Source organism: Photobacterium sp. DA100 (genome assembly GCF_029223585.1).
Taxonomy (GTDB): Bacteria; Pseudomonadota; Gammaproteobacteria; order Enterobacterales; family Vibrionaceae; genus Photobacterium.
In genome coordinates, this window is sequence record NZ_CP119424.1 from 380631 (window position 1) to 399792 (window position 19162).

Genomic DNA, 19162 nt, shown 5'->3' on the forward strand with positions numbered 1-19162 from the left:
CCACTATGGAATTCTTTCGCTTTTTAATGAACGACGTGCTGGCCGAGCCAGCCGTCCTGGTCGGTCTGATAGCGCTTATCGGTCTGATTGCCCAGCAAAAACCAGTGACCGAGTGTATCAAGGGTACGGTCAAGACCATTATGGGTTTTGTGATCCTGGGGGCCGGTGCGGGACTGGTTGTCACCTCTCTGGGCGATTTCTCTGCCATCTTTACCGAAGCATTCGGTATTTCCGGGGTAGTACCTAATAACGAAGCCATTGTGTCGATTGCTCAGGAAGCCTTCGGCAAAGAGATGGCGATGATCATGTTCTTCGCCATGCTGGTGAATATCCTGATCGCCCGTTTCACGCCTTGGAAATTTATCTTCCTGACCGGCCACCACACCCTGTTCATGTCGATGATGGTGGCTGCGATTCTGTCGTCGAGTGGCATGAGTGGTGTGCCGCTGATTGTTCTTGGCTCGCTGGTCGTTGGTTTTGTGATGGTGCTGTTCCCAGCCATTGCCCATAAGTACATGAAGCAGGTGACAGGCTCTGATGATGTGGCCATTGGCCATTTTTCCACCATGTCGTATGTGCTGGCGGGGTTCATCGGTAGCAAATTTGGTAACAAAGAGCACTCTACCGAAGATATGGATGTGCCAAAGAGCTTGTTGTTCTTGCGTGATACGCCGGTGGCGATCTCCTTCACCATGAGTATCATCTTCTTGATCACCTGTTTGTTTGCTGGTGGTGATTTTGTCCGTGAAGTGAGTGGTGGCAAGCACTGGTTCATGTTCTCGCTGATGCAGTCAATCACATTTGCAGCCGGTGTTTACGTTATCCTTCAGGGTGTGCGTATGGTTATCGCTGAAATCGTACCGGCATTCAAAGGGATCTCTGACAAGCTGGTACCTAATGCCAAACCTGCGCTTGATTGCCCGGTGGTGTTCCCATATGCACCAAACGCGGTTTTGGTTGGCTTCCTATCCAGCTTCACTGCCGGCCTGTTCGGTATGTTCCTGCTCTACATCATGGGGCTGACAGTCATTATCCCGGGGGTGGTACCGCACTTCTTCGTTGGCGCTGCTGCAGGGGTATTCGGCAACGCAACCGGTGGCCGCCGAGGTGCAATGCTGGGTGCGTTTGCCCAAGGCCTATTGATTACCTTCCTACCGGTATTCTTGCTGCCGGTACTGGGTGACCTTGGCTTTGCCAATACTACCTTCAGTGATGCTGACTTTGGTATCGTCGGTATCTTGCTAGGTCTGATTGTCCGCTAATCACGCCTGATAGAGGCGATTTCTATAAATGCAAAGAGCCCGCAACCTCATTGGTCGCGGGCTCTTTTGTATCTGCAACATACCACGTTAGCTCTAATTGGTTCTAACGGCTGACGACGAAAAATCCACGGCTTGTTTGATTGTCAAACTATGATCTTGAGCTGAAACTGACATTAAGTATCATCGGTTTACGTTGGCTTACGTACCTAGACAGTGGTTTACCTATTTCGTATTAGATTAAACATTCAACGGATGTGTCTTACCTAAGTAATTGAGTTGAAAATTATTTGGCAAGTGAATGCCAGTGGCGCTCAAAATTTCTAGGAATGATTATGAGAACGAAATATATCGTACCCATGCTGTTTTTATCTGTGTGTTTAATATGGGGAACAACCTGGTTTGCGATGGAAGTCGCAGTAACTACAATCCCGCCGATCATGGCGACAGGGCTGCGCTTTCTGATTGCCGCCCCATTGCTGGTAGCGCTTGCCAAGTATTTCGAGCAGCCGTTGTTATTTCCTAAGGGGCGCGGTTACTGGGTGCCGATAGTTGCGGTGTTCTACTTTGCACTTCCCTTCACCCTGATGATTTTTGGCGAGCAATATATCTCATCTGGACTGGCGGCAATTATTTTTGCCAATATGCCTATCGTCGTCATGTTGGCCTCTTTTGTATTCTTGCGACTCAGGTTAGTACCCCACCAGTTGCTGGGCTTGCTGTTGGCGGCCATCAGCCTGAGTTGGATTCTGGTCAATGAAATGGCGATAGGGGGAACAAGCTACGCAATTGGGATAGGCGCTTTGTCCGGCGCGGTGATCATCCATGCAGTGATGTATGTCATGGTGCAAAAGCACTGTAAAGATATTCCGGTATTGACCTACAATGCGCTCCCTTGCCTATTGGCTTCTGTTCTTTTGCTGTTCGTCTCGGGTTTGGTAGAAAGCGTCGATATGTCTGGATTTGCTATATCATCCTTGGCCGCGGTCGTCTTTTTGGGCGTTGTAGCCAGTGTCGGGGGGATTGTGGCCTACTTTAAATTGAATCAGGTGTCGACGCCATTTACTGCATCCTTGTGTTTCTTTATTTTCCCTATCGTGGCCTTGTTGATTTCTGCTGCGGTCAATAACAGTGGAATTGGTTTGCAGTCTATGCTTCTGTTAGCGCCACTGTTTATGGGGATCCTACTGTCGAAAGCAGAGCCGGCATTATGGCGAAAAGGTTGGAGAAAGTTGACGGTTAGGCCGGTGAAGAAATGTCCGGCTTGCCTGGCCGAAGAGCTAGTTTAGCGCGTCACAATAGCTTCAAAACTGTTGGGCTTAGGCATAAAAAGGCGGGAGGTATACCTCCCGCTTTATCATTATCTGTGGGCTAATTGTAGCTAATCTTAATGTGCTAAGGCCGGCTCACACACTTTAACTTCGGTCTCTCCTTGTTTCGCCACACTTTCAAGGTTGGCGCTCAATGGTTGGTCCGTGAACAAATAGGTGGCTTCCTTGATATGGCCTAGCTCGATTGATCCTTTCGGAATGAATTTCGACGAGTCCAGCGCGATGATGACATGGCGCGCTGATTTCATTACTGTCTGGGTGATCACCGTTTCGTTCAAATCGTATTCCAGCAACGTCCCGTCCACATCCATCGATGCCGCACTGGTGATCAGGTAGTCGAAACGGAAGTGAGAGATGAAATCCAATGCTTCGGTCCCGACGATACCGCCGTTAAACGCTTTGATCTTGCCACTGGGGATTAGCACATCAATGCTTTTGTTGTTATGCAATACGTTGGCAACACGTAAGCTGTTGGTAATGACCTGGAGGTTTTTCTTATCTGCAAGGTGGCTGGCTATAACCTCGGCTGTGGTGCCGATGGTAATGAACACCGTTGATCCATCTGGGATCAGGTCGGCAATCGCCTTGCCAATAGCATGCTTTTGCTCGGTTGCAGATACCTTACGGACTTCATAGTCCAGGTTGGTTTTACTGGCCGGGGAGCTTGCCCCGCCATGGTGACGGATCACTAAGCGCTCTTCGCTGAGCTTTTTGATATCCCTGCGAATAGTTTGCGTAGATACGTCAAGCTTTTCAGCCAGCTCTTCTACGGTGTAATAGCCCTTGTCTATTACAAGTTTTATCAGTTTGTCTTGTCTTGGATTCGTCACGTTAAACCCTTTACCGCTTATAGTTACCGCTATTTATTATGTAGTTGGCTATCCACTTCCGATCTTGTCGGAATGCCTTCTCGACCACCGCGCTTTGTACATTTTATTGCGGCGACAGTGTTTGAAAAAATCACCGATTTACGTGCTGGCATCGCTTCAGCAACAGCGACTGCCAATGCACCGTGAAAGACATCACCCGCTCCGGTGGTATCGACAACGTCGACTTTGACACCTGGCTGGTGGCAGAGTTCTCCACTTTCGAACCAGTAACAGCCTTTTGAGCCGACTGTCACATATACTTTGCCTTTTGTCCGTTTCTGAGCGATTTTGAGTCCTTCTATTGGATCACTGCTTCCGGTGAACTTTTCAAGGCCCGGTTCAGAGAATGCCACATGGTCGGCCAGTTTGACCAGATCATCGATGGCATCCGGTGTGATATCTGCGTCCAATACCGAAGGTATGTTGTACTTTTTGGCTTGCTCGAGGGCGTATTTTGCCCCTTCTACCCACCTTACATCTGTGAGTACTGTCTTATAGATAGAAAAATCAATTAATTCAAGTGGTTTTGTATCACGTTTTAAAGACGTATCTTGATAGTTGATGATCATTCGCTCGCCTTCGTCATCGACAAGCACAGCAGAGAACGCCGATGAGGCATCAGCAATTTTCACGACTTTATCGACATTCACATTGTAGCCAGCTAACTCGGTCAGCATGGTATCTGCGATGGCGTCTTGGCCAACACGACCAATAAAATCAACATCGTGGCCTAACTTTGCGACCGCAACGGCGGCTGTTGCTGCCGGCCCGCCGCCTACTTCGAAGTAATCCTTGGCGACAAATTTACCACCTTGGGTCGGCAGGCTGTCTATTCGCTGGATCCTATCAAGTACCGTAATTCCTAAACACGCAATAGTCATAGTTATTCTCTTATTTAAATCCGTTGTCTGACGTTATTGGCAATGCACTCACTAAGTACATCCTTATATCCACAGTATATCCATTATTGACAAAATGATTGGGATAGTAATCACAAAACAACTTAAAACGACAAAAAACAACAAAATGTGACATTTGTTGTGGTTGTTTTGTTTCTTAATGTTTATATTGATTGCAAATCAACAGCGAGAGTAAGGATAAATACATGTCATCAATTGGTTTTATCGGATTAGGACAAATGGGCAGCCCAATGGCGCTGAATCTTATCAAGGGCGGGCACTCACTGCGTGTTTTCGATATCAATACATCAGCTGTTGAGGCACTTGTTGAGCAGGGCGCGACAGCGGCAAGCTCTCCGGCCGATGCGGCACTGGATGCCGAATTTGTTGTAACCATGCTGCCAAATGGCACTCTGGTAAAAAACGTTCTGTTCGGTGAGTCAGGCATTGTTGAGTCGCTAGATAAGAATGCACTGCTAATCGATATGTCGACTATTCATCCGTTTGAAACCGATGCGCTGATTAAGCAGATGAGTGACAAAGGCTTCTCGATGATGGAAGCGCCGGTAGGGCGCACTTCAGACCATGCAGTGAAAGGGGAGCTGCTGATCCTTGCTGGTGGTACCCAAGAGCAAATCGCGCGCGCACAGCCACTGTTTGACTGTATGGGCTCAGAGACGGTTGATGCTGGTGGTGCGGGTAAAGGTATCCGAGTCAAGATCATCAATAACTACATGAGTATTGCGCTTAACGCACTCTCTGCAGAAGCTGCGACGTTGTCAGAAGCGATTGGCCTTGAATTTGAAACGGCGCTTGAAGTAATGAGCGGCACACCTGCAGGCAAAGGCCACTTTACAACGACATGGCCAGGCAAAGTCCTTGCCGGCGACTTGTCACCAGCCTTTATGGTTGATCTTGCGCACAAAGACTTGGGTATTGCCTTGGATCTCGCCAACCAGGTGAATGTGCCTATGCCCTGCGGCGCGGCATCGCGTGAACTGTACAGCATCACCCGTGCTGCCGGTCGTGGTCGCCAGGACTGGACATCAGTGTTTGAGCAGCTACGCGTAACATCTGGCCTGGAAGCTAAAATCAAATAAAAAAACCAAGGACAATAACGTGAAACTAACCAGTGAAAGCTGGGGTGAAGTTGAAGGTCAATCGCAACCCGTCAAGTTGTTCACCCTCGAAAATAGCCAGGGCATGAAAGTCCAAGTCACCAATTACGGCTGTATTGTTACGTCGATAACAACGCCTGATCGTGACGGTCAACTTGCTGAAGTGGTATTAGGCTATGAGAGCCTTGAGCGATACTTAGAAGGACATCCATTTTTCGGTGCCATTGCTGGTCGCTATGCCAACCGGATCAAAGATGGACGCTACGAATTGGACGGCGAGGTATTCCAGTTGGAAACCAATGAGCCACCCACGGCACAGCACATTCATGGTGGTAGCAAAGGGTTTGACAAGTATGTGTGGGACTTCGCCGTAGAGCAGCAACATGAGGCGGTTTACCTTCATTTCAGCCGGGTATCACCGGATGGGGAGTCTGGCTATGGCGGTACTTTGCATGTAACTCATACGATTGGGCTGGATGAGCATAACCAGTTGCACTTCAACTTCAAAGCGACAACGGATAAGCCAACGGTGGTTAACTTGGTCAACCATAGTTACTACAACCTTGGCGGGCATGATTCGGGCTTGGTGGACGGGCATGAATTGACGCTTTACGCCGATTTCTATACGCCGGTGAACGAGAATATGATCCCGACTGGCGAAATCCTTGTCGTTAAAGGAACAGGGCTCGATTTTACCTTGCCGGTGGAAATCCGCGATAACAAGGGCAAGGTGCCGGGTGGCACATTTGACCACAACTTTGTGATCAACCAAAAGCGAAAGCTGGGGGAATATGCCTATGCCGCTGAGCTTTATGAGCCACTGACTGGCCGAGTGATGACAGTGCTGACGACTCAGCCTGGAGTCCAGTTTTATAACGGGGCTAAATTGTCGAACAAAGCTTGGTTTGGCCGTAATGGCTACAAGTATGAATCGTTCGATGGGCTATGTCTTGAGACTCAGCATTTCCCGGACAGTCCGAACCAACCACATTTCCCGAATGTGCGTTTAAACCCCGGTGAAGTGTTTGAAGAGAAAACCATCCACCGCTTCTCCGTGAAATAAAGCTTCTCCGTGAAGTAAACCATCTGCCAATAACGTCGTAGGGGCGGGCCATCGCCCCTAATCAGGAATTAAATATGGATATGACCGTAGTTTTGGTCTCCCTGATCATTGCATTAGGGGGCTTTACACAAGGCTTGACCGGATTTGGCTTGGCTCTTGTGTCTGTTCCACTGCTTTCTATGGTGGTAGATGCAAAAATGGCAGTGCCTATTGCTGGTATTTTTGGTTGGCTAGTAACCTTTCCAATCGTTTGGAAAATGCGCCACGCTATTCAATACAAAGCTGGCCTGATCCTTGTCGCTGGGTCACTGCCTGCCTCCTTTGTTGGTGCCAAGCTATTGGCCAGCCTGCCGTCACAATACATTCTCATCACCATGGGGATTGTACTGATTGTCTCGAGTATCCACTCGATGCGAAGCAGCAAACCCGCCTTTTCAAAGACCTCAGTGCCTGTCACTGTCGGGACGGGGTTTGCCTCTGGCGTACTGGGGGCCAGTGTGGGCGAAGCTGGGCCTCCAGTGATTGCGTATACATCCATGCAGCCGTGGACTGCTGATCAAGCTAAATCAACGCTGGTGTTCTTTTTCATGCTGCAGATGATTGGCGCCATTGCCAGCTTCTGGAATGAAGGGCTCTTTACCCCGGATGTAAACAGCCTGGTTGCTTCTGCAATGCCTGCATTTCTTGTGGGGATGACCGGCGGCATGGTGGGATACCACTTCCTGCAGAAATATAAGATCAACTACCACCATATTGTACACGGCCTGCTTTTGGTCATCGGTTGTGTACTAGTGCTCAAGAATGTCATTTTTTGATTGTTTTTGTCGAAAAGTGATAGATAACTAACAGAATTGAACGCTGCTGCCTGCTAATTTCAGTAGCAAAAGAAAATAACGAGGAAACACTTCATGAAATGGATTAATACCCGATCTCATAACTCTTGGCTAGAAACAGAAACCGATCGAATCTTTGAATTCGGCAGAAAATCGGTCGTACCAAACGGTTTTGGCTGGGTTGGTAACAACGGCAACATTCGTGAAGAGATGGGCACTCGCCTGTGGATCACTGCACGCATGCTGCACTGTTATTCGCTGGCTGCACTGATGGGGCGTCCTGGTGCTTACGATCTGGTTGAGCATGGTATCGCGGCATTAGAAGGTCCTTTGAAAGATAACACTCACGGTGGTTGGTATGCGACTATCGATAATGAGGGTAGCGGTATTGTTGACGCGTCCAAGCAGGGTTACCAGCACTGTTTCGTTCTGCTGGGTGCAGCCAGTGCGGTGACGACAGGCCACCCGCGTGCCCAGGCGCTGCTGGATGAAGCCATCAACGTGTATGAGAACCATTTCTGGTGTGAAGAAAAGCAGATGTGTTTCGAGTCTTGGGATGATACCTTCTCAGAGACGGAAGACTACCGCGGTGGTAATGCCGCGATGCACTCTGTTGAAGCTTTCCTGATTGTTTACGATGTGACGAAAGACCAAAAGTGGCTAGATCGTGCCCTGCATATCACTGAGTTTATGATCAACAAGACGGCAAAATCGCTCAACTACCGCGTCAACGAGCACTTTGACTCAGACTGGAACCCGCTACCAGACTACAACAAAGAAACCCCAGCCAGCCACTTCCGCGCATACGGCGGCACCCCTGGCCACTGGATCGAGTGGGGCCGTCTGATCTGCCACCTACGCGCCACATTGCTTGCAATCGGTGCCGAGTGTCCGGATTGGCTATTGGAAGATGCTATCGGTCTGTTTGATGCCACTGTGCGTGATGCATGGTCGGTCGATGGTGCGCCAGGCTTTGTTTATTCCGTTGATTGGGACGGCAAACCGGTTGTGCGTGAACGTATTCGTTGGGCGCCAGTGGAAGCGATCGGTACCGCTTATGCGCTGTACACAGTTACAGGGGACGAAAAGTACCAAGAGTACTACCGTACCTGGTGGGATTACTGTCGCACTTACCTGATTGATTACGAAGGTTGTTCTTGGTGGCAGGAATTGGATACCAATAACCAAGCAGGAACCAGCAAAGTGTGGGATGGCAAGCAAGATATCTACCATCTAATGCATTGCCTGGTGATCCCTCGTCTACCTCTGACTCCGGGCTTGGCGCCCGCTCTGGCTGCAGGCTTGCTGGATAAGAATATGGACTAATGCCTTAAAACTACTACCCTCTGACTTGTAGTTTTATGCATAAAGATGACAGCTTTCGGGCTGTCATCTTTTTTTGTCTCTACCTTCTGCAATGCTTGCTGACGTTATCTTCCCTTAAATGAAATAAGATGTGCTCTAGCACTCATTTTTGTCTATTTGTGTCTGTTTTTGTATCTTCTTGTTGGAAAGTGATACGTAACTAACAGAAATGAACCGTTCTGCCTGTTACTTTATTTACAACAACGAACAAACAAGTGAACAAAGAGGAACACTTAACATGGCTTACATGTCTGGTAAAACAATGATTCAGGAAGCGTGGAACAATGGTTATGCGATCGGCGCCTTTACTGCACACAACCTAGAAACAATCAAAGCGGTACTGCTGGCTGCTGAAGAAGAACAATCACCAATCATGATCCAGATTGGCCAGAAAGCCATCAACGAGATGGGCATGGAGCCACTGAAAAACGCGGTAGATTCACTGATGAAACACCACAACATCACAGTGCCAGTTTGTATCCACCTAGACCACAGCCGCCAGTTCAAGCAGACCATGGAAGCGGCTCGCTGCAACTTCAACTCACTGATGTTTGATGGCTCAGCGCTGCCATTTGAGGAAAACGTGCGTATTACCAAAGCCGTGGTAGACGTTGCAAATGCACTTGGCCTTGGCTCGGAAGGCGAGATCGGCAAAATCGGCGGTACTGAAGATGACATTACCGTAGATGAGAAAGATGCCATGATCACGACGGTTGAAGAGGCTCTGGATTTCTCCGAGCGTACTGGCGTTGACTACCTGGCCGTGTCTATCGGTACAGCCCATGGTGTCTATAAAACAACACCAGAGCTAAAATTTGAGCGTTTGTCAGAAATCAAAGAAGCCGTGAAGAAGCCGATTGTATTGCACGGTGGTTCGGGTGTGCCAGATGATCAAGTTATCGAAGCTGTTAAGCGTGGTGTAGCTAAGATCAACGTTGATACGGAGCTGCGTCAAGGCTTTATTGACGGGGTTCAGGCTCACTGGCGTGCGAACGAGGAAGACTACATTCTAGCTGATGTTATGAACAGCGGTATCGCAGCGATGAAAGAAGTGGTACAGCATAAGATCCGTTTATTTGGTTCAAATGGTAAAGCTTAAATCTTATAAAGTGTCCATTTTTGGCACATAAGATACATAAAAATGACATGTTTTGTCCGTATGTGAAAATCGTCACGGATTACTGCCACTAATTAAGTTATCAATAGAGCGAATTTATCGGACAGCATGTCATTTGCGAAACACATGAATGGACTAGAACAAAAGGGATACACAATGACGTCACTGAAACCAACAAGCTTAATCATGACTCTAGCTCGCATCAGAAGGGGGCATGACCTACAAGGTTGCAGTGAAATGGATAAACGTTCATTGGTGTCTCCAACAACGCGTCCAGTCAAAGGCTTCATGGATAAAACATACACAAAAGCTCTCCAGCACCGCACTGTGACTCATCAAGGTAAACGCCCTGGTGCTGCAGCGCTCTCGCTGGCTTAACCCTACTTTAATTGGGAGCCTTTGGTGGCCCCCTAATAACTATGCCCTCATTCACATTGGATGGTGATTCTATGCTGCGTACTATTGAGAAAGCATTGAATATTGTGACAACACCCTTATCACGCCTGTTGCGTCATGTTGCCGGAATATTACTCTTATTAATGACAGCCATTGTTGTTGCCCAGGTTTTATTTCGCTACGTATTTAATATTCCTCTAAGCTGGACTGATGAAACTTCCCGATTCTTAATGATCTATATGACTTATCTGTGTTTACCTTTTGTGTATTTAGCCGATAAAAATATAGCCATGACCTTCCTGACAGAAATATTAGAGAAAAAAGCACCACGTGTTTATTCCTTCTTATTATTGCTAGGTCATATCTCTGCCATGCTGGTTTTCACCGTGTGGATCACCTTTGGTTGGAACTTCTTCCAAACTGGCTCTGTGATGGCCGATAGCCTGCCTATCCCGATGTATTACGTGTATATCATGCCGCCGGTAATGATGGCAGTCACCATGCTCTATGCCTTACAAAAAAGTATTGCCTCTATTCGCGGTATGCTGGGCGATTTTGAGGATGTTTCAAAAACAAGCCAAACAGCAGAAATGCTCGAATCTGGCAAGCCTGTAGAAGATTCGGATGATACCGAACAACTTGAATTAAAACCTGCGGCGTAAGGGGGCAAAAATGGTTTCTCCAATCTTCCTGTTATATTTCCTAGTCTTACTTATTATTGGTGTGCCGGTATTATTTACCCTTGGTTTGTCACCAATTATTACCCTGTTCCAAAATGAACAGATGCTATTTGCCAATATGCTGTACCAGCGCCTTTATTCTGGCTTGGATAGCTTCTTACTGCTGGCGCTACCGTTTTTTATGTTGGCCGGCGAATGTATGACGGCGGGTGGTATTACCCCACGCATTATCGCGTTTGCCCAAACCATGGTTCAGCATCTTCGCGGTGGCCTAGGGCATGTGGTCATTCTGGCGGCAACCATCTTCGGTGCCTTGACGGGCTCAGCCGTTGCCGCCACGTCTGCTATCGGTGGCATGCTGATCCCCGAGATGAAGAAGTATAAGTATGATGCTGGCTATTCGGCAGCGTTGACCGCGGCGGCGACGGTACTGGGTAACATTATTCCACCGTCAGGTATCATGCTTATCTATGCCTTTGTGATGAACACCTCTGTGGCGGCGATGTTCCTGGCAGGCGTCACACCGGGCATCATCTTCTGTATTGGTTTGATGATCATGAACCGTTACCAGATCCGCAAGTACCCAGCGGTTCAGCCCATGGAGCGAGCGCCAGCGATGGAGCGCCGTCAGGCATTCAAACTGGCGATCCTGCCCCTGATGACTCCAGTGATTATCCTGGGTGGCATCTATGGCGGGATCTTTACCCCGACAGAGGCTGCCGCAGTAGCCGTTGCCTACGCCATCGTGGTTTCGCTTTACATTATTCGCGCAACCAATGTGAAAGCGACCTACGCCTTGTTTGCCAAGGTCGCGGTCAACGCCGCATCAATTCTGATTATCGTTGCAGCAGCGAGTGGTTTTGCCTCATTGATCAGCCTGTCTGGCGTGTCCAGCATGGTTGCAGACTTCATGAATGGCATTACCGACAATCCGTATCTCCTGTTCGCGATTATCAATGTGCTGCTGTTTATCATCGGTATGTTCCTTGATGCTGGCCCGGCCATCCTGATTTTTGCGCCAATCTTTGCCCCAATCATGATCAGTGCTGGTATCGATCCTGTTCACTTCGGTGTCGTGATGTGTGCAAACCTGTCAATTGGTTTGGCGACGCCACCAATGGGATTGGTACTGTTCGTTGCATCGGGCGTATCCAAAGTCTCGGTGGCGGAAATCTCGAAGAAAATTATCCCTTTCCTAATGGTTGAAGTGGCATTGATTTTCTTGATTTCCTGCTTCCCACAGTTGGTGATCGGTTTACCTCAACTGTTCGGCATTATGTAGAAGAAATTAAAAACTAGTGCTTAGCACAACATCTAAATTTCCTATAACGGTATAATTATTATGAAAAAAACACTTTTGACATTAGCTACCACTGCAGCACTCATGGCATCTGGCACCGCGCTTGCGGCAACTGAATTCAATGTGGTTCACCTGACTTCGCCAGATAGCTACAACCACCAATCGCTATTGGTATTCAAAAATCATCTGGAAACGCGCTCTAATGGTGAGCTGACGGTTAAGATTTATGGTTCAGGTCAGCTTTGTGGCTCGGGTAAAGAATGTATTGCTGGAGTTCAGGCTGGGATGTTCGATTACTTCCCGACTACCGTGTCTGAGATTGCTTACTATTGGAAGCCTGCTGAATCATTCGATTTGCCATACCTACTGCCTAACGACCGTGTTGCTGAATGTGTGTACGGTAATGATCAGTTTATTGCCGATGTTCGTGGCAATGTACTGAAAAAGGCGCCGAACGTTCGTTTGATGATGGTGGCTAATTCGGGCGGTTGGCGAAACTTTGCCACTACCAAAAAAGCAGTGAAAACTCCGGAAGATGTCAACGGTATGAAGATCCGTACGGTACCGGCTAAGGTCCAGCAGGATCTGGTTAAGGAGCTGGATGGTTCGCCGACACCAATCGCTTGGCCTGAAGTGTACACAGCGCTATCAACCGGTGTGGTTGAAGGAACTAAAAACGGTATCGTTGACATTATCCAGAGTCGTTTTCATGAAAGCCTTGATTATCTGACCCTAGATGGTCATGCGTACATGGGCGGTGCCTGGTTGATGTCTGACATGAAATTTAAGTCTCTGTCACCAGAGTTGAAGAAAGTGGTACTGGATGGTATTGCCGCTCAGCAACAATACCTGATGTCTTACCCGAAGCATAACGAATATGCCTCGTACGAGGAGTTCAAGAAAGCCAACGGTAAGATCTATAACCCTTCAACGGAAGAGAAAGAAGCGTTCAAGAAAGCGACCCAGCCGGTAGTTGATAGCTGGGCAAGCAATGCTGATGCCGAGGGCAAGAAATGGCTTGAGCGTTTCCAGAACGAAATCAAGACCTGTCAGGCGAAGATTGATGCGTCATACCAGTTGTCGATGTAATTGATTATTGGCAATGACATGTTTTTTAGAGCCAGCTGATTTCGGCTGGCCTTTTTTGATGGGAGAGAAATAGGGTCATGATTAATGACAAGGGCAATTTGACCGCCAAGGCGCAGAAGATATTGCACGGGCTTGGTGGACTCGATAACTTGGTCGAGGGGCAAATTGATAACTGTGCCACCCGGCTTCGTATTCAAGTAGTAGATATCGAGGCGGTGGATGAAAATGTGTTGCGCCGTCAGGGGGCACTCGGTTTTATCAAGTTGCCAGAAAACCAAGTTCAGGTGGTGTTCTTTGATGTCCATGCGATTACGGAAGCATTGAGAAATGTCATCGCCGCCGAAGTGGCTTAGGCTTTTGTTTTGAGGCAATTGGCGAAGAATAAAAAGCGAGGGGAGAGCCCTCGCTTTTCCATATAACCATACTGAATTGTTTATTGTGGAACGCGTTGAAAAGACTACGCAGTTTGCGCGTCTTTCGCTTCAGTTTCTTCGCTAACGTCGGTTTCGATAAGCCGGTTGAGGCGCGGTGCCAGGTAGACACAAACCAAGCCAACAAGGGTCGACGCGATAGCCAAGGCATAGAAGTAATTACCATAAGAAACCAGGCTTTCGACCGGGGTCATCTCTGCTTCGCCAGTTGCAGACAGACCTGCCACCCAGGCTCCCGCAACCGAGGCCAGTGCCAGAGTCATGTTCCATGCACCATAGATGAAACCGCGGATCCGGCTCGGGAACAGTTTGGCGATGGCAGATAGACCAAGGGCAGAAATTAACAACTCACCGATGGCGAACAAGAAGTGCGGCGCGGCAATCCAGAACGGGTTGAGCATGCCGTTTTCATCACCGAAGTACTGTGAGAAACCAGCCAAACCAAAGGCGGCAGCACAGATCAGCATCCCCAGGGCGAACTTGCCCGGCATGGACAGATCTTTGCCTTTCTCGCCCAGCGTGGTGTAGATGTGGGCCAGTACCGGGCTGAGGAAAATAATCCACAGCGGGTTGAACGACTGGTAAGAAACCGGGTTGATGGCAAAACCAAAAATCTCTGCTTCAACGTTATTGATCGCGAAGAAGTTCAAGGAGGTCGGCATCTGGTTATACAACACGAAGAAGGCCAATGCCTGTCCCATCAATACCAAGCCGACGATCATGCGCTTGCGGCTGATCGGGGCTTCTTTCTTCATTTCCTTGGTGATCAGGAACAGGATGACCAGAGCCGCCATGGCCAGGACGAACTGGGCCAACGGTAAGTTGGTGAGCAAGTAGCTGGCTAGGGCTACGGCAATCAAGGCCGCAGATAAGAACAAGCTGTTGGTCTTGAATGGGATGGCATGCTTGTCGGCTTCGGTCGCCTTGGTGATTTTCTTGTTGAGCATCAAATAGGTAATGACGTTAACCGCCATACCGACCCCCGATAGGATAAAGGCTGAGGTCCAACCGATACTGTAAGCCATGATCGGTGCGCCCAGTTGGGCGACAAAGGCGCCGATGTTGTTGACCATGTAAAACAAGGTATAGGCGCCGTCCAGGCGAGGGTCATTTTTCTCATAGGCTGAGGCTATGATGGTTGGCGGTGCAACACTACCGATACCACGGCCAACGGCGACAGTACCTAAACCGACGAAGACGAAGTGCGGCTGGGCAGTGATCGCCGAGTAGGCAATGATGAAATAACCGAGGCCTTGGAAAAAGAAGCCCCAGACCAAGGTACGTTTGGCCCCAAGGATCTTATCGGCCAGCCAGCCACCGACAAACAGCATCGCTGCGCCGAGGGCGGCAAATGCGCCGAAGGTGGCAAACGAGGTCTTCTGGTCGATACCGAGTTCTTCACCGAGGAACACCGGCAAGATCGCCCATAAGCTGTAGAAAGAGAGCGCCCACCAGAACTGGCATGAACACAGGATATAGAAGGTTATCGGATGTTTCTTTTTCATGTGCGGAATTCCATTTTCTTAAGCGTTATCACAGGGCTTGGGTGTAGAACGTCTTGTAAGCACGGTACAGTTCGAAAATGTCAAACTTGGAAGACAACTCGAAAGGCGAATGCATGGAAAGCAATGCAGCACCGGCATCTATGGTGTTGATGCCGTAGTGGGCAAGGTACTTGGCAACCGTACCGCCGCCCCCTTCATCCACTTTGCCAAGTAGGCCGGTTTGCCAGCTGATTTCATGTTCGTCGAAGATACGGCGTAGCGCGGCGACATATTCAGCATCGGCGTCGTTGGAAGCGACTTTGCCACCATGGCCGGTGTACTTGGTGAGTACCAGTCCGTAACCCAACTTAGAGGCATTCTGTGCATCGTGGACCGACTCAAACAGCGGGTTAAGGCCGGCATTCACGTCGGAAGACAGCGCATAGGATTGCCATAGGCAGCGGCGAAGCAATTGGTCGTTGTAGGTATTGCCAGCTTGGCGGATCAGCAGTTCACCCACGAAGTATTCCAGATAGCGAGACTCCAGGCCGGTCGCACCGGATGAGCCGATCTCTTCTTTATCAACCAAGAAGCACACTGCGGTTTGCTCTGGGGTAGGGATATCAAAAATCGCTTCCAGAGAGGTGAAGGCACAGATGCGATCGTCCTGGCCGTAAGCACCGATCATGCCCTGATCGATACCGACATCACGGGCGTTACCTGCAGGAACCAACATCAGTTCTGCAGAGATGAAATCGGTCTCGCTGATCTCGTATTTCTCGAACAGCTTGGTGAGTACGTGATGTTTTACCTTGTCTTTGACTTTCTCATCGTCGAAAGCCATTGGAACCGAGCCGACAATAATCTGCAGCTCTTCACCTTTGAGGACTTCGTCTGCCTTGCGGTCACGCTGAACTTTGCGGTCGAGGTGGGGAAGCAGGTCGGGGATAGTGAAAACAGGATCGGATTCCTCTTCACCAATTGCGATATCAACACGACGGCCGGATTTCGTCACCACCACACCATGCAACGCAAGAGGACGGGATGCCCACTGGTACTTTTTGATACCGCCGTAATAGTGGGTACGCATCAGGGCCAGTTCATTTTTTTCGTACATTGGATTGGGTTTTAGATCGAGGCGTGGTGAGTCAATGTGCGAAACGACAAAGCGGATCCCATCTTGAATTGGTTGCTGGCCGATAATAGCCAATACAACATTTTTGTTTCTGTTGACGAAGTAGGCTTTGTCGCCAGGTTGTAACTGCTGGTAGTCTTCTATTGGGCGGAAGCCGTATTGTTTGGCCTTCTCAATGGCGACATTCACGCATTGGCGTTCGGTTTTACCTTTATTGAGGAAGTCTTTGTAGTCTTCGCAGAAATGATTGATGTCATTGATTTGGGTATTGTCGAGATTTAACCAACCATTCGTATATTGCAGCGTTTCCATTGCTTATCTCCAAAAGGGCGATTGTTTTCGCTGTGAAGACTATCATTCTGCATATTTGCTTTAATGTGAGTTTGATCTGCTTACATGTATAAACTATATGGTTTTTAATTCTAATTTATTGACCATTATGTAATTAAAAGTTCTTTTGTTTGTGTTTTCTTGTGTCTGGCGGAAAAGTGCTTGGCTATGGTTGTGAAAACCCTGTTTTGGTTGGTTGGAGTCTTATTTTTAGGGCGGTGGGAGGGGGGGTAAATATAAATAAAATAGACTGTGTTAATCGCATTTTATATAGAAAGATGATGAAAAGGATGGGTTCGATTTAATTTGAAAATATCTATTTTGCTCTGGAAGGGAATGCAATACTTTTATTGTGTGCTTTGATAAGTTTTTCTAATGAAAGAGCGAGAGCGGCATGATCTGACCTATTTATAAAATTTTGTTGAACTATGATCACATCTGTTTCCTGTGTGAGTATAAATTCACTATAAGTAGAATATTTACGTAATAATTCACTATAGGAGCTGTTTTTGTGTCTTTTTTGTAGCGGTTAGGTTGGGTGATCTTTACAAAGCAGAGGGCTTGATAAGCATTAATATGACTTGTGTATCATAATAATACGAGATGTAGAGTTTTGTACTGGAATTGGGCTTTGCTCACAAAAAATATGACATTACTAATTATAATCATCCATAAGTTTTATGAACAAGAAGCAATCACTGGGTAAAAGTTAAATTATAAAAGAATTATCTACCCAAGAGAGATACGGCAGTCCTTTTGGTAACTATAGATATTGAGGCTTGATATTTGGTTCTCATGTAAATGAGAGGTCTGCGAAAACTGATTTGTTCTAAATGCACTCTTTATGCGGCTAAGTATTCAGAGTGTGGTGTGAAATAGCAATCGGTGAAAAATATGTCAGAACTTTACGATGTCATTATTATCGGTGGCGGTGCTGGTGGAATGTCTGCTGGTGTCTATGCTGCTCGCGGTAAAATGAAAACCCTGATCATTGAGGATAAAAGGAATACCGGTGGTCAGGCCGCAACAACAAGTGAGATGGAAAACTATCCGGGTATTCTGGAAGCCACCGGCCCACAGTTGATGGATATGTTCCGTGAGCACTGCAATAAATTCGGTGTCGAATTCGTCCGTGGTTTGGTAACCGGTATTTCAATCGCCGAAGACGGTTTTATTAAAACCTTAATGACCAACAAAGGCGAAACCTACCAGACAAAAAGCATTATTGTTGCCACAGGGGCAACACCGCGCATCCTTGGAATCAAAGGCGAGTCTGAGTTCCGTGGTAAAGGGGTGTCTTACTGCGCCACCTGCGATGCCGACTTCTATGAAGAGTTGGATGTGGTGGTGGTTGGTTCTGGCAATACTGCGGTGGAAGAGTCTGTCTTCCTCACCAAGTTTGTCAATAAAGTCACCATGATTGTGTTGCATGACCAGGGCATTTTGGATGCTGACCGTACCGCCCAGGAGCAGGCTTTCGCTAACGACAAAATCGAGTTTGTTTGGAACTCGGTGGTGGAAGAGATCACCGGCGATGAGTTGGTCAACGGCGTGAAGCTGAAGAACCTGAAAAGCGGCGAGATCAGCGAGCTAGCCGCCGACGGGGTGTTCATGTTCGTCGGTACGGTGCCAAAAACCGACTTTGTCAAAGAGCTTATAGAGCTGACACCACAAGGCTACGTCATTACCAATGACAAGCAGGAAACCAGCGTCCCCGGTATTTTTGCCGTGGGTGATGTGACCGACAAGTTCCTTCGTCAGGTTGTTACCGCTGCCGGTGATGGTGCCGTGGCTGCTGTTGCTGCCGACCGTTATATCGAAGAAGAAGAGAACTGGCGTAAGTCTGTAGCCGAGTTTGGCGGCACTGCAATGGTGGCCTTTTGGAATCCGCTCAGCAAAGAAAGCTTGGATGTGATCAACCAGCTTGAGCTTAATTGTAAAGATCATCCAGAGCAGCGTGTCGTCACCATCGATACCTACAAGAGCCAGAACATTGCCAGCCGTTTCTCTGTGTCCGAAGTGCCGGTCGTGATCCGATTTGACGCTGGGCAGGAAGCCAAGCGAGTAGATGTAAAGGATATCTCAGAGTTAGAAACGCTGTATTAAGGGAAACACAATGATCGAATTGAACAAAGAAAATTTCGATGCGGAAGTGAAGGTCGACGGCATTGTGCTGGTCGATTTCTGGAGCGAGAACTGCGGCCGCTGTATTGAGCTGATGCCGGACGTGATCAAGCTGGCTGAAAAGTACGGTGAAGAGATCAAGTTCTGCAAGCTCAACATTCAGGGTAATCGCCGTTTGGCGATGGCGCAGAAAGTGATGGGGCTACCTTCTTTTGTTTTCTACCGTAACGGTGAGAAAGCAGAGCACCTTTCCGGTGAAGAGTTAGAAATCGAACATGTAGAAAGCATGATCGAAAGCTTGGTGGCTGAAACTGCCTAAAGCATAAAAGAATTTGTATT

Annotated in this window: 17 protein-coding genes; 13 read left to right on the plus strand and 4 right to left on the minus strand. The window is 48.1% G+C overall.

Annotated features, from left to right (window positions below; all coding sequences use genetic code 11):
* Positions 1–5: 5 nt before the first annotated feature.
* Positions 6–1262 (plus strand): PTS ascorbate transporter subunit IIC, encoded by a 1257-nt coding sequence (locus PTW35_RS19430; RefSeq protein ID WP_044621437.1) that lies wholly within the window; start codon positions 6–8, stop codon positions 1260–1262.
* A gap of 332 nt (positions 1263–1594) precedes the next feature.
* Positions 1595–2548: a DMT family transporter gene (locus tag PTW35_RS19435; protein ID WP_281028578.1), complete on the plus strand. Its 954-nt coding sequence runs from the start codon at positions 1595–1597 to the stop codon at positions 2546–2548.
* 98 nt (positions 2549–2646) lie between these two features.
* On the opposite strand, the gene PTW35_RS19440 is transcribed toward PTW35_RS19435, so the two are convergent.
* Together PTW35_RS19440 and PTW35_RS19445 are read right to left on the minus strand one after the other, a co-directional pair.
* Positions 2647–3420 carry a DeoR/GlpR family DNA-binding transcription regulator gene (locus PTW35_RS19440; protein ID WP_281028579.1) on the minus strand — a complete coding sequence of 258 codons (774 nt, stop codon included), beginning with the start codon at positions 3418–3420 and terminating at the stop codon, positions 2647–2649.
* A gap of 29 nt (positions 3421–3449) precedes the next feature.
* A complete protein-coding gene (locus PTW35_RS19445; protein ID WP_281028580.1) occupies positions 3450–4340 on the minus strand; it encodes a PfkB family carbohydrate kinase in 891 nt (296 codons plus the stop codon).
* A 224-nt stretch (positions 4341–4564) separates the two neighbouring features.
* On the opposite strand from PTW35_RS19445, the gene yihU reads away from it, so the two are divergent.
* The 9 genes from yihU to PTW35_RS19490 all read left to right on the plus strand — a co-directional run bounded on the left by yihU (position 4565) and on the right by PTW35_RS19490 (position 13672).
* Complete coding sequence (yihU, locus tag PTW35_RS19450; protein WP_281028581.1) at positions 4565–5458, plus strand: sulfolactaldehyde 3-reductase; 894 nt, start codon at positions 4565–4567, stop codon at positions 5456–5458.
* Between the two features lie 19 nt (positions 5459–5477).
* The gene (locus PTW35_RS19455; protein ID WP_281028582.1) at positions 5478–6539 is read left to right on the plus strand and encodes an aldose epimerase family protein; all 1062 of its coding nucleotides are present in this window, start codon (positions 5478–5480) and stop codon (positions 6537–6539) included.
* Between the two features lie 74 nt (positions 6540–6613).
* Positions 6614–7354 (plus strand): sulfite exporter TauE/SafE family protein, encoded by a 741-nt coding sequence (locus tag PTW35_RS19460; RefSeq protein ID WP_281028583.1) that lies wholly within the window; start codon positions 6614–6616, stop codon positions 7352–7354.
* A gap of 93 nt (positions 7355–7447) precedes the next feature.
* Positions 7448–8698: an AGE family epimerase/isomerase gene (locus PTW35_RS19465; protein WP_281028584.1), complete on the plus strand. Its 1251-nt coding sequence runs from the start codon at positions 7448–7450 to the stop codon at positions 8696–8698.
* Positions 8699–8975: 277 nt separating this feature from the next.
* The gene (locus PTW35_RS19470; RefSeq protein WP_281028585.1) at positions 8976–9836 is read left to right on the plus strand and encodes a class II fructose-bisphosphate aldolase; all 861 of its coding nucleotides are present in this window, start codon (positions 8976–8978) and stop codon (positions 9834–9836) included.
* Positions 9837–10303: 467 nt separating this feature from the next.
* Entirely contained in the window at positions 10304–10912 is a 609-nt protein-coding gene (locus PTW35_RS19475) for a TRAP transporter small permease (RefSeq protein ID WP_281028586.1), read from the plus strand.
* A 10-nt stretch (positions 10913–10922) separates the two neighbouring features.
* Positions 10923–12212: a TRAP transporter large permease gene (locus PTW35_RS19480; protein ID WP_281028587.1), complete on the plus strand. Its 1290-nt coding sequence runs from the start codon at positions 10923–10925 to the stop codon at positions 12210–12212.
* 60 nt (positions 12213–12272) lie between these two features.
* Positions 12273–13319 carry a TRAP transporter substrate-binding protein DctP gene (dctP, locus tag PTW35_RS19485; protein ID WP_281028588.1) on the plus strand — a complete coding sequence of 349 codons (1047 nt, stop codon included), beginning with the start codon at positions 12273–12275 and terminating at the stop codon, positions 13317–13319.
* 77 nt (positions 13320–13396) lie between these two features.
* On the plus strand, positions 13397–13672 hold the full coding sequence (locus tag PTW35_RS19490) for a PTS transporter subunit EIIB (RefSeq protein WP_281028589.1): 276 nt from the start codon (positions 13397–13399) through the stop codon (positions 13670–13672).
* A gap of 104 nt (positions 13673–13776) precedes the next feature.
* Here PTW35_RS19490 and PTW35_RS19495 read toward each other — a convergent pair whose 3' ends face one another.
* Complete coding sequence (locus PTW35_RS19495) at positions 13777–15255, minus strand: oligopeptide:H+ symporter (RefSeq protein WP_281028590.1); 1479 nt, start codon at positions 15253–15255, stop codon at positions 13777–13779.
* 28 nt (positions 15256–15283) lie between these two features.
* Positions 15284–16681 carry an aminopeptidase gene (locus PTW35_RS19500; protein ID WP_281028591.1) on the minus strand — a complete coding sequence of 466 codons (1398 nt, stop codon included), beginning with the start codon at positions 16679–16681 and terminating at the stop codon, positions 15284–15286.
* Positions 16682–17593: 912 nt separating this feature from the next.
* On the opposite strand from PTW35_RS19500, the gene trxB reads away from it, so the two are divergent.
* The gene (gene trxB / locus PTW35_RS19505) at positions 17594–18805 is read left to right on the plus strand and encodes a thioredoxin-disulfide reductase (protein ID WP_281028592.1); all 1212 of its coding nucleotides are present in this window, start codon (positions 17594–17596) and stop codon (positions 18803–18805) included.
* A 10-nt stretch (positions 18806–18815) separates the two neighbouring features.
* Positions 18816–19142 carry a thioredoxin family protein gene (locus PTW35_RS19510; protein WP_044621433.1) on the plus strand — a complete coding sequence of 109 codons (327 nt, stop codon included), beginning with the start codon at positions 18816–18818 and terminating at the stop codon, positions 19140–19142.
* Positions 19143–19162 lie beyond the last annotated feature (20 nt).

Bases quoted from the DNA above. Each gene is read 5' to 3' on its own strand.
- PTW35_RS19430 (WP_044621437.1), top strand. From the start codon at position 6: ATGGAATTCTTTCGCTTTTTAATGAACGACGTGCTGGCCGAGCCAGCC.
- PTW35_RS19435 (WP_281028578.1), top strand. From the start codon at position 1,595: ATGAGAACGAAATATATCGTACCCATGCTGTTTTTATCTGTGTGTTTA.
- PTW35_RS19445 (WP_281028580.1), bottom strand. From the start codon at position 4,340: ATGACTATTGCGTGTTTAGGAATTACGGTACTTGATAGGATCCAGCGA.
- yihU (WP_281028581.1), top strand. From the start codon at position 4,565: ATGTCATCAATTGGTTTTATCGGATTAGGACAAATGGGCAGCCCAATG.
- PTW35_RS19460 (WP_281028583.1), top strand. From the start codon at position 6,614: ATGGATATGACCGTAGTTTTGGTCTCCCTGATCATTGCATTAGGGGGC.
- PTW35_RS19465 (WP_281028584.1), top strand. From the start codon at position 7,448: ATGAAATGGATTAATACCCGATCTCATAACTCTTGGCTAGAAACAGAA.
- PTW35_RS19470 (WP_281028585.1), top strand. From the start codon at position 8,976: ATGGCTTACATGTCTGGTAAAACAATGATTCAGGAAGCGTGGAACAAT.
- PTW35_RS19475 (WP_281028586.1), top strand. From the start codon at position 10,304: ATGCTGCGTACTATTGAGAAAGCATTGAATATTGTGACAACACCCTTA.
- PTW35_RS19480 (WP_281028587.1), top strand. From the start codon at position 10,923: ATGGTTTCTCCAATCTTCCTGTTATATTTCCTAGTCTTACTTATTATT.
- dctP (WP_281028588.1), top strand. From the start codon at position 12,273: ATGAAAAAAACACTTTTGACATTAGCTACCACTGCAGCACTCATGGCA.
- PTW35_RS19490 (WP_281028589.1), top strand. From the start codon at position 13,397: ATGATTAATGACAAGGGCAATTTGACCGCCAAGGCGCAGAAGATATTG.
- PTW35_RS19495 (WP_281028590.1), bottom strand. From the start codon at position 15,255: ATGAAAAAGAAACATCCGATAACCTTCTATATCCTGTGTTCATGCCAG.
- PTW35_RS19500 (WP_281028591.1), bottom strand. From the start codon at position 16,681: ATGGAAACGCTGCAATATACGAATGGTTGGTTAAATCTCGACAATACC.
- trxB (WP_281028592.1), top strand. From the start codon at position 17,594: ATGTCAGAACTTTACGATGTCATTATTATCGGTGGCGGTGCTGGTGGA.
- PTW35_RS19510 (WP_044621433.1), top strand. From the start codon at position 18,816: ATGATCGAATTGAACAAAGAAAATTTCGATGCGGAAGTGAAGGTCGAC.